Source organism: Natronorubrum aibiense (assembly GCF_009392895.1).
In the GTDB taxonomy this organism is placed as follows: Archaea; Halobacteriota; Halobacteria; order Halobacteriales; family Natrialbaceae; genus Natronorubrum; species Natronorubrum aibiense.
In genome coordinates this window covers 1,735,629-1,751,504 of record NZ_CP045488.1, presented here as the reverse complement: position 1 = coordinate 1,751,504, position 15,876 = coordinate 1,735,629, and the positions used below count along the sequence as shown (strand labels likewise).

Here is a 15,876-nt window from a genome sequence, read left to right as displayed (position 1 = left end):
CGCCCGCAACGACCCACTATGGCCTGTGCAGCGTGTGACGCACCGACGATCGTGTTTTCCGTTCCGGAGCGGTATCGAGCGTACGCGCCGGACGAATCAGCAGCAGCGACGCTCTGTACGCGCTGTCTCACTGTCGAATCAGCGGCCGCGTCGATCGACTCGAGTAGCGAGCCGGAGTTTGCCCGCGTCAGCGATGCGTTTCCGACGACGGCGGACGCGGCGGTGCCGCTTTCGCTCGTGCTGGGGCTGTGTTCCTCGCTTGCGACCAATCGATCGGCGATCGAGACGCTACTCGAGGCCGTCGAACGGGCGGGCACGGACCCGCTCCTGGTCCTCGATCGACTCAGTGCGGATCCGTCGATCGAGCCAGCGATCGACCTCGAGCGACGCCGCCACCAACTCGAGCAGTTGTTGTACTGAGCGCCGTCGTTGAGTGCGGTGGTCGAACCGCTTCGGGTGAACGGTCGATTTGCAACCCAAGAGCCGAGGCTATCCAAGTAAGAGACGATGCGCGGGCGCGGTGCCCGAGAACTGAACGTCGTACCTGAACGCCTTACTTCGCGGTTGGCGTGACGCCGTTACTGATAGCCTGTTTGACCTGCAGTGCGGCGCTTGCAGCCAGTCCGCGGGCGACTTCGTCGCGTTCGGCGGCCGTGATGACCTCGTCTGCGGCCGCGACCTCGTCGACGTCGGGCGTAAACCCGGCGCTGACGGCGTGGCCAACCGGCGGGCGGACAGCGACGGTGACCTGCGGACCGGTGAGTCCGCTCGAGATCTCCGAGTCGACGACGTACTCGTCGGGGAGGAACTCTCGTGTGCGGGCGGCGATCCGCGAGACGTCGCGGTGAAGCAGCCGTTTTTGCGCCCTCGAGAGGTCCGGAACGTCCGCCGCGGCACGCTGACCAGCACCCGTTTCTCCCGGCAGCCCTGCGTACGGCGTATTTCCGTTCATGAGAAGTGTGTACCCGGACCAACGTACCGACAGGTGAAAAGGATTCGCCTTCGGACAATCCGGACAGTCGGACTTGTCACTGGTTAACAAATCGGCTCGCTTTCGCCGTAAACAGCCAGTACGAGTGCCGTCGTGTACGTTCCCGATTTCGCCTGTTCGCTCTCGACGACGACGTTCGGGTCGGTGAACTCCCAGTCGCGAAGTTCTTGGCCTGCACGCAGCCCCTCGTGGACGCGTCGGTCGACGTCCTTGGCGTCCGTCTCGCCCGCAACTTCGTAGAACAGTCCCGGCCCGTCGTCGGCGGCTTGCGACCACGCGAGCGCGGCCGACACCTGTCCCGGGCCGGCTGTGGTGGCCCGAGCCTCGACGACGGTCAGTCGCTCGCCGGCGGGGCCGAGGTCTGGTGCGGTGCCGACGGCTTCGACGTCGGTTGCCGCCGGAATCACGGAAGAGACAGAGACGAGATTGTAGTTCTCGACGCCGGCCGCTGCGAGTGCAGCGTCGTACGACGCCATCTCGGTCGGCGCAGACGCCGATCCCCAGACGACTCGAATCAGACTCATACCTGTGTTCGGGGATGAACAGCGTAAGATGTTGCGATCTAGCGGAAAAACGCTTCAGCAGCCTTACTGGTAGAAGTAGCCGGCCGAGGAGATGACGTCGCTCGAGTCGTCGTTTTCGATTTTCTCTAGGGCCTCGAGGAAGTCTTCGTGGTGGACCTCGTCGCGGTCGTCGCGGATGGCAAACATGCCGGCTTCGGTAGCGAGACTTTCGATTTCGGCCCCGGAGTAGCCTTCGGTCTCTTCGGAGAGCGTCTCGAAGTCGACGTCGTCGCTGACGTTCATGCCGCGGGTGTGAATCTGGAGGATCTGCTCGCGACCGTCGCGGTCGGGTTCGGGCACCTCGATGAGGCGGTCGAACCGGCCCGGGCGGAGGATCGCGCGGTCGAGCATGTCGAAGCGGTTCGTGGCGGCGATGATGCGGATCTCGCCGCGGGCCTCGAAGCCGTCCATCTCGCTCAAGAGTTGCATCATCGTCCGCTGAACTTCGGCGTCGCCCGACGTTTTGGACTCTGTTCGTGTGGTGGCGATGGCGTCGATCTCGTCGATGAAGATGATCGCTGGCTGGCGTTCGCGAGCCATCTCGAAGAGATCACGGACGAGCCGGGAGCCTTCGCCGATGAACTTGCGGACGAGCTCCGAGCCGGCCATCTTGATGAAGGTGGCGTCGGTCTCGTGAGCGACGGCTTTGGCGAGCATCGTCTTCCCGGTGCCCGGCGGACCGTAGAGGAGCACGCCGCTTGGCGGCTCGATGCCGACCTCGTCGAACAGCTCGGGTTCGGCCAGCGGTTGTTCGACGGCCTCGCGAACCTCGCGGACCTGGTCGTCGATCCCGCCGATGTCGGCGTAGGTGACCTCGGGACGCTCGGTAATCTCCATCGACTGGGCGCGCGCGTCGGTTTCGGCGTCAAGGATCGTCTGGATCGCAAACGAGTCGTTGACGGCGACGCGGTCGCCCGCCGTGACGTCCTCGAGAATCTGTGGTGAGACGTCGGTGAGCACTTCCTGGTTGTTACCGTGCTGTTTGACGATCACTTCGTCGTTCTCGAGGACGTCCTCGACGGTGGCGATGTACAGCGACGAACTCTTGAGCGCCTCGTTTTCGCGCTCGACGCGGTCGGCGCGCTCGCGCAGTTTTTGGCGGCGTTCGTCGGCCGCCTCGAGTTGGTCGGAGAGCTGTTCGTTGACGTCCACGAGATCGGCAAAATGCCCGCGGAGCGCCTCGAGCCGCTCATCGTCGGGGAGATCGGGATCGATATCGCGGTGAGGTCGGTCGGGAATAGACGGGCTTCGAGACATCCTGACGTACGCTGGTAAGTCCCCCACGATAAATGTGCCTTTGGGTCGCGGACGGTTTTCGCGTGCTACTCGAGCAGCGCTTCCATCTCGTCGAGCCGTTCGCCGTAGGTCTCGAGGGCGCGATCGATCGGCTCGGACGTACTCATGTCGACGCCAGCGATCCGCAACAGCTCGAGCGGGTACTCCCGGGAGCCACGCCGGAGGAACTCGAGGTAGTCCTCGGCGGCATCCCGGTTGGGTTCGTCGCTGGCACCGTTCGGAAGGATCCCGTCGACGATCGCCAGCGCGGCGGAGATACCGGTCGCGTACTGGTAGACGTAAAAGGCCCGGTAGAAGTGCGGAATGCGCATCCACTCGCGGGCGATGCGGTCGTCGATCGCGGCGGGCTCGTAGTAGTCCGCTTTGAGCCCCTGATAGAGGTCGTCGAGTCGGTCCGCCGTCAGCGGTTCGCCCGCCTCCTCGAGTTCGTGGGTCTTGTGCTCGAACTCCGCGAACAGCGTCTGGCGGTAGAGCGTCGAGCGCACGCGCTCTAGGAACTCGTTCAAGACATGTTTGCGGAACTCGGGGTCGTCGACGGTCTCGAGGAGGTGGTTCGTCAGCAGGGCCTCGTTGACCGTGCTGGCGACTTCGGCCACGAAGATCTCGTAGCCGGAGTAGACGAACGGCTGTTCGTCTTTCGTGAGTTCCGAATGCATCGAATGGCCGAGTTCGTGGGCCAGCGTGTACATCGAGGAGATGTCGTCCTGATAGTTCATCAGGATAAACGGCTGGGTGTCGTAGGTGCCGCCGGAGTAGGCACCCGACTGTTTACCCTCGTTCTCGTAGACGTCGACCCACTGGGAATCGAGTCCCTCGGCAACGCGGGACTGGTACTCCTCGCCCAGCGGTTCGAGCGCGTCGACGACGTACTCGGTCGCCTGCTCGTAGTCGACGTCCGGCCCTTCGTCGCCGGTGAGGGGCATGTAGACGTCCCACATCTCGAGGCCGTCGACCTCGAGCGCCTGGGCTTTGAGGTCGGCGTGACGGTGGAGTTTGTCGAGGTTGTCGTGGACAGTCTCGACGAGCGTATCGTAGACGTCGACGGGGACGTTGGGCCCGTCGAGGGCGGCCTCACGGGCGGTGTCGTAGTTACGCGCCTGGGCCGTCTTCACATCGGCTTTGACGCTGTTCTTGTAGGCGGTCGCGACCGTGTTTCGGACCGACTCCCACTCATCGTAGTAGGCGTCGTAGACGCGCTGTCGAAACTCCCGATCGGGGCGTTTGAGCAGGTTCACGAAGTTGCTCTGGGTAATCCCGACAGCCTCGCCATCAGGGTCCTCGACGGTGGGGAACTCCATGTCGGCGTTCGAAAGCATCGTGTAGACCTCGCCTGTCGCGCCCGTGACCTCGCTCAAATCCGCGAGCAGCTCCTCGACTTCCGCCGATCGGGTGTGGGGTTTCATCCGGAGGACGTCGTCGACGTAGTGGTCGTAGGTTTCGAGGGTGGATTCGGCCTCGACCATCTCCTCGAACTCCTCGCGGGTCAGTTCCTGAATCTCGGGATCGATAAACGAGGCAGCGGATTGTGCGTCGGCCGCCAGCGACTGGGCTCGCGCGGTCAGTGCCTGATACTCCTGATTGGTCGTATCCTCATCGCGGCGCATTCGAGCGTACGCAGCGACTGTCGATACCTCGCGCATGATCTCGTCGCGCAACTCGAGGACAGCACGCAACGTCTCGGCGTCGTCGGTGACCTGTCCCTCGTAAGCGGCGAGCTCGTCGACGCGCTCGGCGACCGCTTCGTAGGCGGCCTCCCAGTCGTCGTCGGTCGCGTAGATGCTCTCGAGGTCCCAGGTGTACACCTCGTCGACCTCGGAGCGGTCGGGAACGGAACTCATGGCTGCGATTTCGCAACGAAGGTGGTAAAGCGTGTCGAACGCCGAAGGTATCGGAACGAACCGTCCTGTCGGCTACCGGAAAAACGTACGACTGACGGCCACTCAGAACGGGACGTCGTCGGAAATATCTCGAGGCGTTCCCTCCGTCAGGCCGTCGAAGCCGGTCGTCACCGAGACGCGATCGATCTCGTCGATCTCGCTCGGCAGTCGGCGCTGGATCGCCTGGGTCGTCATCGGGCTGACGCCACAGCCGCTGCAGGCACCACTCAGGTTGATCGAGACGTGACCTGCCTCGAGGTCGACCTCGGTGATCGACGAGTCGCCACCGTGGGCCTGAATCTGTGGGAAGTTCCGCTGGAGGAACAGGGAGACAGCTTCTCTAACGGCGTCTTCCGGGGACTGGGTATCGGCGGAGTCACTCATGGGAGAGCGAACGGACTGGGCGGATAAATCTCTGTCCACCGCCGGAGTCGGGTCGCACCGACGCCGGAGTCATGTGGCATCGACTCGAGCGAGTGCGTGTTGAAAGCACCTGCCGTAGCGCGGTCACCCACGCATCTCGGCGTCGACAGCGGTTCGGACGACGCGAGCGACGCCGAGCATCGCGACGAACGCGCTCACGACGACGGTGGCCACGAACAGGAAGAGCCCGAGTCCGACCGCACCGGCGTTGGGATGGGAGAGAAACGGAGACGTGACGCGCGTGCCGAGCACCGCGATCACGATTCCTGCAGCGACGTAGAGCGATGCCCGCCAGTACGCGCCGTACTCTTCCGGCGACAGTTCCATGCGCCGAACAGTCGGCCCCGGCGATAAAAAATCATCGTCCACTCACCGAACGCCGTCGGCGATCTGTCCGGCGACCCGTGCACCGGTTCGACGGTCGATACAGCGCGTTTCGAAGAGCTCCCGCGCACTCGAGGCCGCCTGTTCGTCCACGACGAACTCGAGACCCGGATACTCGACATCGGCGAGCACGAGCGGTTCCGGCGGCGCGGGCGCGATCCCTTCGTGGCCGGGCAGCGACTCGGACTCGAAAACCCGCTCGATCTTTTTGAACGTGGCCGCGCCGGTGGCGACGGCCCGAGCGAGCGAGACGAGTCGCCGAACGAGTTCGCGGGCGAAGCCGCCGGCGGTGACGGTGAGGACGAGGTAGTCGCCGTCGCGGGTCGCCTCGAGCGTCGGCGAGCGCTCGGTGTTGTGGTCGTCCGGGGTGAGGTTGTGGAAATCGTGGGGACCGGACAGGGCCTCACAGGCGGCGTGGAACCGGTCGTCGTCGATCGACTTCGAGACGGGCCGTGAACTGTTGCCGCCCGCGGCTGGCGGCGCGTAGAGGTGGTACGTGTACGTTCGCCGGGTCGCGTCGTGGGTAGCGTGAAACGAGTCGGGGACGTCAGCGAACGCCCAGGCGCGGACGTCGGCGGGGAGATCGGCGTTGAGCGCTCGCGGCCGCAGCCAGTCTGGGCTCTCGAGGGTAATCGTCTGGGCGAGTGCGGAGACGCCGGCGTCGGTGCGGCCGGCGGCGGCGTACCCAGCGGGCTTGTCGACATCGGGCGCGAGCACCTCGAGCGAGCGTACGGCGTCGAAAATAGCGTCCTCGACGGTCGCGACGTCGGGCTGGCGCTGGAAGCCGTAGTAGCCGGTGCCGTCGTAAGCGATCCGAAAGGCGCGCATCGGTTTTCGCTCCAACTGAGGAGCGCGGCCGTGTTAGGGCCGTCGAACCCGCGGGGTGTCGACGGCCACGCCGTAACAGCCTACGTATTTCCCCAGTAGTGACAGTAGACGAGGACGATATTCGGCGGGTCCATGATGCCTGGTGTATGTGAACGGCGAGAGTAAGCGTTCGGAGGGATACAGACGCAAGGGTGTCTCTCTGGGACGACTATCAGGCTTTGGTTAGGTCGGCGTAAGTGATCGATACTGTCAGCTGTCCGTTGGTCTGATGGGGTTCCCCGACGATATCGGCGCATCTGAAGCCGAAATAACAGACACGATACCTGCATACTCCGGGCTGACACCCTTCCCCTCGAAAGGTGGAGTTGTGGCAACCATGGCGGAATCCAACGGACACGATTCAGTGTCGGCTAACGGACGTGACCCGGAGTCACATTCGACTGTGCGGAACGTCGTGCTCGTCGTACTCGATACGGCCCGGGCGAAAAGCACCGGCCCGGAGACGACCCCGACGATGACCCAACTCGAGGCCGAGGGCACAACCTTCGACAACGCCTTCGCAGCCGCCCCGTGGACGCTGCCCTCCCACGCGTCACTGTTTACGGGAACCTATCCCTCCGAGCACGGCACTCACGGTGGTCATACGTATCTCGATGCGGACCTGCGCACGCTCCCCGAAGCGTTCGCCGACGCGGGATACGAGACCATCGGCGTCTCGAACAACACCTGGATCACCGAGGAGTTCGGCTTCGACCGTGGGTTCGACGAATTGCGAAAGGGCTGGCAGTTCATCCAGTCCGACGCCGACATGGGCGCGGTCGTCCGTGGCGAAGACCTCCAAGAAAAACTGCAGGCGGCCCGCAACCGACTGTTCGACGGCAACCCGGTCGTCAACGCGGCGAACATCCTCTACAGCGAGGTGTTCCAGCCGGCCGGCGACGACGGGGCCGACCGATCGACGACCTGGGTCGACGGCTGGCTCGAGGAACGGTCGGAAGACCGCCCGTTCTTTCTGTTCTGTAACTTCATCGAGCCACACGTCGAGTACGATCCGCCGAAGGCGTACGCCGATCGGTTCCTTCCCGAGGGCGCGAGCTACGACGAGGCGACCGCCATCCGGCAGGACCCCCGCGCCTACGACTGTGAAGACTACTCCCTTTCCGATCGGGAGTTCGCGCTGCTTCGCGGCCTCTACCGGGCCGAACTTGCCTACGTTGACGACCAACTCGCCGCCCTTCGGCGGGCGCTCGAGGACGCCAATGAATGGGACGATACCCTGTTCGTCGTCTGTGGCGACCACGGCGAGCACATCGGCGAGCACGGCTTTTTCGGCCACCAGTACAACCTCTATGATACCCTTCTCAACGTTCCACTGGTCGTCCACGGTGGCCCGTTTACCGGCGGCGGCCGACGAGCCGAACTGGTCCAGTTGCTCGATCTCCCCGCGACGCTGCTCAAGACCGTCGGCATCGACGACCCCGAACTCGACGAGCAGGGCTCGAGCCGATCGCTGCACCCGAACTCGGCGGCGGAACCGCGCGACGCCGTCTTCGCCGAGTACGTCGCGCCCCAACCCTCGATCGAGCGCCTCGAGGCGCGCTTCGGCGACGTCCCTGACCGGGTCCAGGCGTTCGACCGGCGACTGCGGGCCGTCCGCACGCGATCGTACAAGTACGTCCGCGGCGACGACGGCTTCGAACGACTCCACGACGTCGAGACCGACCCGCTCGAGCACACCGATATCGCAGCCGAGGAGCCCGAACAGGTCCGGGTGCTCCGCGAGCGCCTCGAGGAACGGTTCGAACCGCTCGCCGAAGCCGCGACGGCGGACGATGTCGAGATGCGCGAGGGGACGAAACAGCGACTCGCGGATCTGGGCTACCTGTAAGACGACCGCGTCGCCGTCGCGACGGTGTCTGCAGAGCCTATTCGGCCGGCAGTCCGCGTCGCCGGATGCCGACGCACGTCGCCACGCCGGGGACGACTCGAGCGACGAAACGAGCAGCGACCGTCGACGCTTCGACCGATGACATTCCACACTGTCCGACTCGAGGAGGGCGGGTTCGTCCCGTTCTTTCGATCCTACACGAAGACGTGGATCCACGCCATCGCGACGGCCGGGCTGACCGCGTTCGGGACGCTGACGATCGTCCACCGCTGGTTTGCCGGCCTCGCAATCGCAGCATACGTCGTCCCGCCGATCGTGCTCTATCTTCGGCGACGAGGCTCCCTCGAGGACGGTGGAACCGACAGCGAAGCACAGTCCGCGGAACCCGACGCTGATGCGGAACCGATCGAAACGCCGGATGGAACGGGACGTGAACGGCCGGACTCCGCTGACGACGGCACACGAGGCGAACGCGAACGGCGGCCCGACGAACGGGGTTCCGCGGTCGTCGGCTGGAACGCGGTCGAGACGCCGACGGACGCGACGCTGCACGACGTAACCGTCACCGGGTCGAACGGCGGCTACGCCGTTGGCGACGGCGGGGTCGTCCTCGCGAGCGACGGCGCCGAGTGGACGCCCGCCCTCGAGGACGGGCCGGGAGCAGGAGGCAACGACCTCCGTGGCGTGGCTGCGACGGCGGACGGCGAGGCGGTCTGGATCGCCGGCGACAGCGGCGCGCTCGGGCGAATCGACGGTGAGACCGGCCGTCACACGGACTACACGGCCCCCGAAGACATCACCGACAACTGGCTCGGCGTCGCCGTCGGCGGCGCGAGCGGCGAGGAGACGGTCCTGTTGATAACCGGTTCCGGCGGCATCGTTCGCGGCGCGTACCGCGAGGGCGATCTCGAGTGGACCGGCCCCGACAAACCCGGCAGCGGCTCGAGTCTGAGCGGCGTTTCGCTCGCCGACGGCGGAGTCGGCTACTGCTGTGACACTAACGACAGCGTCTTCGAGACGACCGACAGCGGCGAGTCGTTTGAACGGATCGGCCTCGAGGGAGCTGACGGGACGCTCACCGACGTCGCAACGGCGGGGCGCGGGGACTGCGTCGTCAGCGACGACGACGGCGTCGTCCACCGCTACGACGGCTCGCGATGGACTCCCGAGCGCGTCGTCGACGGATCGCTGTCGGGACTCGATCGACACGGGGACCGAACGGTCGCGTGTACGACGGGCGACGGCATGTTCGAACGGCTGTCTCCGGAGGCTTCGTGGGAACGGTTCGACACCGACGCCGCCGGCGGGCTGCTGGCCGTGTCGCTCGGCCCCGATCGAGCAGTCGCGGTCGGCGAGGGCGGAACCGTCGTCGAACGAGGGCAACGGTAAGCGGCTGGCCGTCGGCCACAGTTATTGTCCTCGAGCGCGCTATCTCGACTCGTGAGCGATCAGCGAACGGACCACGACCGCTGTCGCCTCTGCGGGACAGCGATCACCGAACCGCCCACCGAGACGGGCTCTGAAACGGTCGCGGACGGCCCGTTCTGTTCGTCGGGCTGTCGTGACGTCGCCGCTGCACTCGGACCAGTTGACGGTGCTGTCGGCACCGTCGAGCACGTCGACGGCGATACCGGCCCCGAGAACTCTAGCGATTCGGCTGCCTCGCAGACGCGCACGTTCTTCCGGGTCGACGGGATGCACTCGGCGCTCTGTGAGGAGTATCTCGAGTCGGTCGCCGACGGTATCGACGGCGTGTCGGACGCCGAAGCGAGCTACGTCACGGAGGCCGTCCGAGTCGACCACGACCCCGACCGCGTCTCGGCGGCGACGCTCGAGGACGCGCTGACGACGACCGGCTACACGGCGTACCGTCGCGACGAGGCGGCGGACGCGGAGACAGACGACGCCACGACGGACGACTCGAGTACCACGCGTCGATCCCGCGAAATGCGCGGGCTACGAAAACGCCGGTCGGAGGACGTCCTCGAGGTGCGCTACATCGTCGGAATTCTCTTCGGCTCGTTTCTGCTCGTGCCGTACGCCTCGGTGTTGTACCCGGTGTATCTCTCGGCGTACACCGACTACTGGCTGTTCGAGCGCTATAGCGGGGCGTTCGCGAACTTCGAGGGGTTGCTGTTCCTGCGGACCTTTCTCGTAGTGACCGGGATCGTCCTCTATTTGACCGGAATGCCGCTGTTGCGCGGCGCGTACATCAGTCTAAAGCTTCGGCGGCCGAGTACACATCTGTTCGCGGCGCTCTCGATCCTCGCCGCGTTCGGCTACGGGACGCTCTCGTTCGCCCGCAGCGATCCCCACATCTACTACGATCTGACGATCCTCATCGCCGCCACCGTCATGGCCGCGGTCTTCTACGAGGAGTCGATCAAACGCACGGCGATGAACCGACTCACCGATCTCACGGTCTCGCAGGTCGGGACGGCTCGCGTCCTCGAGGCTGACGGCTCGACCACCGAGACGCCGGTCGAGGAGGTCGACGCCGACGACCGCCTGCTGGTTCGGGCAGGCGAGCGAATCCCGGTCGACGGAACGCTCGCCGAAGGGGAGTGTACGGTCGACGAGGCGGTCATCACCGGCGAGTCGCTCCCGGTCTCGAAATCGGCCGGCGATCCGGTCGTCGGCGGCTCGGTCGTGACGGGCAACGCCGCCGTCGTCGCTGTCGGCGAGCGAACGACGAGCAGCATCGACCAGCTGACGCGCACCGTCTGGAACCTCCAGAGCGCCGATCACGGCGTCCAGCACCGGGCGGACGCCCTCGCCGGGCGACTGCTCCCGGTCGTCGCCGTCGCCGTCGTCGCCGCCGCGCTGGGATCTGTGGTGTTGGGCAACGGGCCCCTGACGACCACGACGGCCGCACTCGTGGCGATCATCGCCGTGAGCCCGTGGGCGCTCGCGCTCGCGACGCCGTACTCGATCGCGACCAGCATCCGCGACGCGCTCGAGGCCGGCATCGTCGTCTTCGACGAGAGCGTTTTCGAACGGCTCCGCGCGGTCGACGTCGTCGTCTTCGACAAGACCGGGACGCTGACGACCGGCGAGATGACCGTCCTCGAGGCGGACGCTCCGGACGACCTCCTCTCGGCGGCCGGGGCGATCGAACGACGCGGCGCACACCCCGCCGCCGCGGCGATCGAAGCCGCCTTCGCCGACGACGGAGCGGACTCAACGCGGACTGACGGCGGCGTCGCGGACGAGGATGCGAGCACCGGGCCGGGAAGCGGGCGAATCCGGGCGTTCGAACGCCACGCGACCGGCGTCGAGGGCGTCGTCGACGGCCAGCGCGTGCTCGTCGGCCATCCCGACCTCTTTCGCGATCAGGGGTGGGCGATCGATACCGACCTCGAGGAGCGCGTCGCAGCCGTCCGATCGGACGGCCACCTCCCCGCCGTCGTCGGGCGCGACGGCCGTGCTGAAGGGGTCATCGTCGTCGGCGACGAACCGCGCGCGGAGTGGAAAGAGACGGTGACGGCGCTCGCCGATAGCGGCGTCGACGTCGTCATCCTGACCGGCGACGACGACTCGGCGGCAGCCCAGTTCCGGGCGCACTCGAGTATCGACCACGTCTTCGCAAACGTCTCTCCCGCGGCGAAGACGGCGACGATCGAACGGCTACGGGCCGACAACCGCGTTGCGATGGTCGGCGACGGGACGAACGACGCGCCCGCCCTCGCCGCCGCCGATCTCGGCATCTCGCTGGGCGGTGGGACGGCGCTCGCCGCCGACGCCGCCGACCTCGCGATCGTCGAAGACGACCTCACCGCCGTCGAGCGGGCGTTCGCGATCGCACGCGGCGCTCGCCGGCGCGTCGTCCAGAACGGCTGGCTCGCGCTCGCCTACAACGCGCTCGTGATCCCCGTCGCGCTGGCGGGACTGTTGAGTCCCGTCGTCACAACTGCGGCGCTGATCGTAAGCGGCCTGCTGATCGTCGGCAACTCCTCCCGATCGCTGCTCGGGGCCGACCGCGAGTGAGCAGGGTACGACGCGTCCCACAGGCGCCTCGTCGACGGCATCGTTTGATAGCACTCCATCCCGTAGGAAGCGTATGGCTGCCCTCGAGACGGCTCGCTCGCGAGCGCGGATCGTTCTGGTCGACCACACACGCCGACCGCGTCGGGGTGAGCGGTGATGGCCCGCGTACTGGTCGCGTTCGGCTCGAACGAAGGCCAGACGGCGACGGTCGCCGAACGAATCGGCGACGTCCTCGAGACGGCGGGCCACGACGTGGTGGTCGTCCACGCGAAACACCCGCCGGCGGAACTCGATCCGGGCACGTACGAGGGTGTGATCGTCGGCGCATCGATCCACATGGGGTCACACCAGTCGTACGTCGAGTCGTTCGTCCGCGAGCACAACGAGGCGCTAAACCGGCTCCCGTCGGCGTTTTTCTCGGTGAGCCTGACGGCGGCCCACGACGATCCCGCCGAGCGCAAGCCAGTTCGGGATCTGCTCGAGGAGTTCCTCGAAACGACGGGATGGGAGCCGGACGCTACGTTGCTCGTCGCGGGCGCGCTCAAGTACCGCGAGTACGGGCTGCTCAAACGGTTCATGATGCGCCGAATCGCGGGGAGCGAAGGCGGCGACACCGACACCTCCCGGGACTACGAGTACACCGACTGGGACGAGATCGAGTCGTTCGCCGAGGAGTTTACGACGCTGCTCCCCGACGAGCCGTGATCGGCCACCGGCCGAAACTCGAAGACACTGTCGTTCTATACGCGTTGCCGGCGTAGGACGGTGCCATGCTCGCCCCACTCGTCAAGACACTGAACCGGCGTCGAGGCGACCACGACGCGTTACGAGTTGATGACTCGCTACTGATCGATCAGTATCTCCCGACGTACGATGCTACACAGCGGCGTCATACCGTCGTCGACGCCGCACCGGAGACGACCTACGACGCGATGCTCGAAGCTGACATGATGGATACGGGCCCCGTCGTTCGCGGGCTGAGTCGGCTCCGGGACCTCCCGGCTCGACTCGAGCGCTTGATTCGGGGCACTGAACCGGCACAGTTCCCGGACGAGTTGACGATCGAACGACTCGGTGAGAGCGACGAGTGGGTCCTGATCGACGAACGAGCACACGAGGAGCTCGTCTTCGGCACCGTCGGAACGTTCTGGAAGCCGTCGATCGAGTGGCTCGAGATCGACCCCGACGACTTCGCGACGTTCGACGACCCGGGGTATGCGAAACTCGCGGTGAGTCTGTCGGTCCGGCCGTACGGCGAGCACCGAACGCTGCTCACCTACGAAGCGCGGACGGCGACGACCGACGACGAGTCCCGACGGCAGTTCGAGCGGTACTGGCGGGTGATCGGCCCGTTCGCCGGCTACCTGATGCAGCGCGCCCTCGATCGAATCCGGACTGATGCCGAGGATCGGGCACGCGACCGGGACACGACGCGGCCGCGATCGGCGACCGACGACGCAGCGGGCACAGCGAGCGGGGACGGCAACGCGGCCCGGACGCCGGTCAGTGTCCCGCGCCGCCGATGGCCGTGGCTCCTTGCTGCCCTCTCGATAGGCGGCGCGTATCACACCCGCGTGCGACCATGGCACCGGCGGTGGGGGACGACGCCCAGAGAAGCCGTCGGCGCACTGCCGGGCGACGAGTTCGTCGACGAGCCCGCCAATCAGGTGACACACGCGATCGAGATCGACGCGGCTCCCGACGCGGCGTGGCAGTGGCTCGTCCAGATCGGCCAGAACCGGGGCGGGTTCTACAGCTATGATTTCCTCGAGAACCTGTTCGGCGCGGACATCCACACCGTCGATCGAATCGTTCCAGAGTATCAGACGCTCGAGGAGGGAGACGTCGTCCGGTTGGCTCCGGCGGACTCTCCGATTTCGACGCCGGAGAGTGCACCGGAGGTCGTCTATCTCGAGACACAGCGAGCCATCGTTCTCCGGCCACCCATCGACGGGCCGACGTGGACCTGGGCGTTCGTCCTCCAGGAGCCCGAAGAGGAGAAGACGCGGCTCGTCGCCCGGATGCGGTCGCCCACGTCGTCAGGGCTCGAGGCCGCGGTCGACTACCTCTTCTGGGAACCAGCCCACTTCGTCATGGAGCGACGGATGCTTCGAGAACTCAAACGGCGAGCGGAGGTGTCCGAGTCCGCACGCTCCGCCGTCGAAACCGACGCGGCGTGAGAACGGCCGTCAACGAGTCGGATCAAACGACGCCGACGACACTCGCGACGAACACGAGTACGAACAGCGCAGCGAGGACGGCTCCCGCCGCGAGCGCCGGGTTTTCCATCGCCTTCTCGTGGACCGGCATCGCCTCGTACTCCTCGCGGAACGCCTCAAGGTTCGCCTCGTCGTAGAAGTACTTCGTCTTGAACGCGAATCGCTCGGTGACGGCACAGCCGGTACAGACCGGCTTACCCTCGAGTCGCTCCGTTTCGATGTGGTCGTCGCAGTTGATGCTCCCGCAGTTGGCACAGTAGATGTGCGACTCGTTCGGGCCGGCGGTCTCACAGTGGACACACCGCTGGAGGTCGTTGGTCGTGGTCGACCGCGAGGGGCCGGCGGCGTAGTAGCTGTATTCGTACTCGTAGGAACCGAGCGAGAGCAGCGAACGGACGTGTGGGACGTAGACAGGATCGATCTCCTGGATAGAGATATCCGAGCGCGTCGGCGTGCAGGTCTTCTCGTAGTCAACGTTGTTCCCGCCCGTGTAGTGGATCGTCGTCGTGTGTGCCTGCCGGAGCCGGTCGATCGCCCACTCCTTGTAGGCCGTCTCGGTCTGGCCGAATCGCTTGCGCTCGACGCCGTCGAACATCGACTCGAGCGCCGCGTCCTCGAAGTCGACGCGGGGTGCCGTTCGGGTCACGACGAGGTTTCGCACGTCACCAGTCGCCACGGCGGGCGCATCGCGGTCGGCGTGAATGACGAACTCGTTCGTCTCGTCGATTCGGTGGATGACACCGACGGAGGTCTCGAACGTGGCATCGGTCTTCGCGCGGACGGTCACCATCGGCTCGAGAGAGACCGTCGTCTCCGGCGTGGGGATGGTCACGGCCTCGAGATTATCGATCTCGCGGACGGCCTCGAAGACGGGGGCGTCCCGGCCGGCGGTGGGGTGGACCGGCTGGAGGGTTTCAGTACAGAGGATCTCGATCCGGCCGTTGTAGAGGTCCATGCCGATCTCCTCGCCGATCGCTCGGAGATCCTGCCCGTCGAGGAGTTCGACGCCGCCGTCACCGTCACCCAACTGGCGGGCGTACTCGCGGGCAGGGTCGGTGAATCGGCCGGTCGTCGCCACCATCCCCCGGACCGGGCCGTCGTACTCGTAGGTCGTCGCCGCCGAGTGGAGTTTCTGGATCATCGGGCGACTCACGGTGGCCGTGTGTTTGCACTCGACCACGACCGCCCGCCGGGTGCCGTCGACGACCTCCTCCATCAGGATGTCTCGCCCTTCGTCGGCCGTCCGTCTCGACTGGCGGACGTTCTCGTAGCCGAGGTGTCGAAACACATCTTCCATCAGGTCCTCGAACTCGTAGCCCGAGAGGTCGTCGAGTATCGCCATCGCGTTCACGATCGACTACCGAGTCGACCGCTGATAGCGTTTCGACTCGAGACAGTCTCGACAGCCGAACATCGGCAC

Annotated in this window: 14 protein-coding genes; 6 read left to right on the top strand and 8 right to left on the bottom strand. The window is 66.0% G+C overall.

What is annotated here, in order from left to right:
• Positions 1-18: 18 nt before the first annotated feature.
• Complete coding sequence (locus GCU68_RS08580) at positions 19-420, top strand: DUF6276 family protein (protein ID WP_152940719.1); 402 nt, start codon at positions 19-21, stop codon at positions 418-420.
• A gap of 133 nt (positions 421-553) precedes the next feature.
• Here the strand turns inward: GCU68_RS08580 and GCU68_RS08575 are convergent, their stop codons facing one another.
• The 7 genes from GCU68_RS08575 to truA form a co-directional block, all read right to left on the bottom strand.
• Positions 554-952, bottom strand: a complete 399-nt coding sequence (locus GCU68_RS08575; protein WP_152940718.1) for a DUF5811 family protein — start codon at positions 950-952, stop codon at positions 554-556.
• 83 nt (positions 953-1,035) lie between these two features.
• Complete coding sequence (locus GCU68_RS08570; protein WP_152940717.1) at positions 1,036-1,515, bottom strand: pyruvoyl-dependent arginine decarboxylase; 480 nt, start codon at positions 1,513-1,515, stop codon at positions 1,036-1,038.
• Between the two features lie 63 nt (positions 1,516-1,578).
• Positions 1,579-2,811, bottom strand: a complete 1,233-nt coding sequence (pan2, locus tag GCU68_RS08565; protein WP_152940716.1) for a proteasome-activating nucleotidase Pan2 — start codon at positions 2,809-2,811, stop codon at positions 1,579-1,581.
• Between the two features lie 65 nt (positions 2,812-2,876).
• Positions 2,877-4,688: an oligoendopeptidase F gene (gene pepF, locus GCU68_RS08560; RefSeq protein ID WP_152940714.1), complete on the bottom strand. Its 1,812-nt coding sequence runs from the start codon at positions 4,686-4,688 to the stop codon at positions 2,877-2,879.
• Between the two features lie 102 nt (positions 4,689-4,790).
• A complete protein-coding gene (locus GCU68_RS08555; protein WP_152940713.1) occupies positions 4,791-5,111 on the bottom strand; it encodes a NifU family protein in 321 nt (106 codons plus the stop codon).
• A 123-nt stretch (positions 5,112-5,234) separates the two neighbouring features.
• Positions 5,235-5,477 (bottom strand): hypothetical protein, encoded by a 243-nt coding sequence (locus tag GCU68_RS08550; RefSeq protein WP_152940711.1) that lies wholly within the window; start codon positions 5,475-5,477, stop codon positions 5,235-5,237.
• Between the two features lie 42 nt (positions 5,478-5,519).
• On the bottom strand, positions 5,520-6,362 hold the full coding sequence (gene truA, locus GCU68_RS08545; RefSeq protein WP_152940709.1) for a tRNA pseudouridine(38-40) synthase TruA: 843 nt from the start codon (positions 6,360-6,362) through the stop codon (positions 5,520-5,522).
• A gap of 376 nt (positions 6,363-6,738) precedes the next feature.
• On the opposite strand from truA, the gene GCU68_RS08540 reads away from it, so the two are divergent.
• The 5 genes from GCU68_RS08540 to GCU68_RS08520 all read left to right on the top strand — a co-directional run bounded on the left by GCU68_RS08540 (position 6,739) and on the right by GCU68_RS08520 (position 14,417).
• Positions 6,739-8,250: a sulfatase gene (locus GCU68_RS08540; RefSeq protein WP_168927080.1), complete on the top strand. Its 1,512-nt coding sequence runs from the start codon at positions 6,739-6,741 to the stop codon at positions 8,248-8,250.
• A 138-nt stretch (positions 8,251-8,388) separates the two neighbouring features.
• The gene (locus GCU68_RS08535; RefSeq protein WP_152940707.1) at positions 8,389-9,639 is read left to right on the top strand and encodes a beta propeller repeat protein; all 1,251 of its coding nucleotides are present in this window, start codon (positions 8,389-8,391) and stop codon (positions 9,637-9,639) included.
• A 51-nt stretch (positions 9,640-9,690) separates the two neighbouring features.
• Positions 9,691-12,237 (top strand): heavy metal translocating P-type ATPase, encoded by a 2,547-nt coding sequence (locus GCU68_RS08530; RefSeq protein ID WP_152940705.1) that lies wholly within the window; start codon positions 9,691-9,693, stop codon positions 12,235-12,237.
• A 156-nt stretch (positions 12,238-12,393) separates the two neighbouring features.
• The gene (locus GCU68_RS08525) at positions 12,394-12,942 is read left to right on the top strand and encodes a flavodoxin domain-containing protein (protein ID WP_152940703.1); all 549 of its coding nucleotides are present in this window, start codon (positions 12,394-12,396) and stop codon (positions 12,940-12,942) included.
• A 65-nt stretch (positions 12,943-13,007) separates the two neighbouring features.
• The gene (locus GCU68_RS08520) at positions 13,008-14,417 is read left to right on the top strand and encodes a hypothetical protein (protein WP_152940701.1); all 1,410 of its coding nucleotides are present in this window, start codon (positions 13,008-13,010) and stop codon (positions 14,415-14,417) included.
• 22 nt (positions 14,418-14,439) lie between these two features.
• Here the strand turns inward: GCU68_RS08520 and GCU68_RS08515 are convergent, their stop codons facing one another.
• The gene (locus GCU68_RS08515) at positions 14,440-15,798 is read right to left on the bottom strand and encodes a restriction endonuclease (protein ID WP_152940700.1); all 1,359 of its coding nucleotides are present in this window, start codon (positions 15,796-15,798) and stop codon (positions 14,440-14,442) included.
• Positions 15,799-15,876 lie beyond the last annotated feature (78 nt).

Excerpts from the sequence above, each read along its gene's own strand:
- GCU68_RS08580 (WP_152940719.1), top strand. The coding sequence starts at position 19 with ATGGCCTGTGCAGCGTGTGACGCACCGACGATCGTGTTTTCCGTTCCG.
- GCU68_RS08575 (WP_152940718.1), bottom strand. The coding sequence starts at position 952 with ATGAACGGAAATACGCCGTACGCAGGGCTGCCGGGAGAAACGGGTGCT.
- GCU68_RS08570 (WP_152940717.1), bottom strand. The coding sequence starts at position 1,515 with ATGAGTCTGATTCGAGTCGTCTGGGGATCGGCGTCTGCGCCGACCGAG.
- pan2 (WP_152940716.1), bottom strand. The coding sequence starts at position 2,811 with ATGTCTCGAAGCCCGTCTATTCCCGACCGACCTCACCGCGATATCGAT.
- pepF (WP_152940714.1), bottom strand. The coding sequence starts at position 4,688 with ATGAGTTCCGTTCCCGACCGCTCCGAGGTCGACGAGGTGTACACCTGG.
- GCU68_RS08555 (WP_152940713.1), bottom strand. The coding sequence starts at position 5,111 with ATGAGTGACTCCGCCGATACCCAGTCCCCGGAAGACGCCGTTAGAGAA.
- GCU68_RS08550 (WP_152940711.1), bottom strand. The coding sequence starts at position 5,477 with ATGGAACTGTCGCCGGAAGAGTACGGCGCGTACTGGCGGGCATCGCTC.
- truA (WP_152940709.1), bottom strand. The coding sequence starts at position 6,362 with ATGCGCGCCTTTCGGATCGCTTACGACGGCACCGGCTACTACGGCTTC.
- GCU68_RS08540 (WP_168927080.1), top strand. The coding sequence starts at position 6,739 with ATGGCGGAATCCAACGGACACGATTCAGTGTCGGCTAACGGACGTGAC.
- GCU68_RS08535 (WP_152940707.1), top strand. The coding sequence starts at position 8,389 with ATGACATTCCACACTGTCCGACTCGAGGAGGGCGGGTTCGTCCCGTTC.
- GCU68_RS08525 (WP_152940703.1), top strand. The coding sequence starts at position 12,394 with ATGGCCCGCGTACTGGTCGCGTTCGGCTCGAACGAAGGCCAGACGGCG.
- GCU68_RS08520 (WP_152940701.1), top strand. The coding sequence starts at position 13,008 with ATGCTCGCCCCACTCGTCAAGACACTGAACCGGCGTCGAGGCGACCAC.
- GCU68_RS08515 (WP_152940700.1), bottom strand. The coding sequence starts at position 15,798 with ATGGCGATACTCGACGACCTCTCGGGCTACGAGTTCGAGGACCTGATG.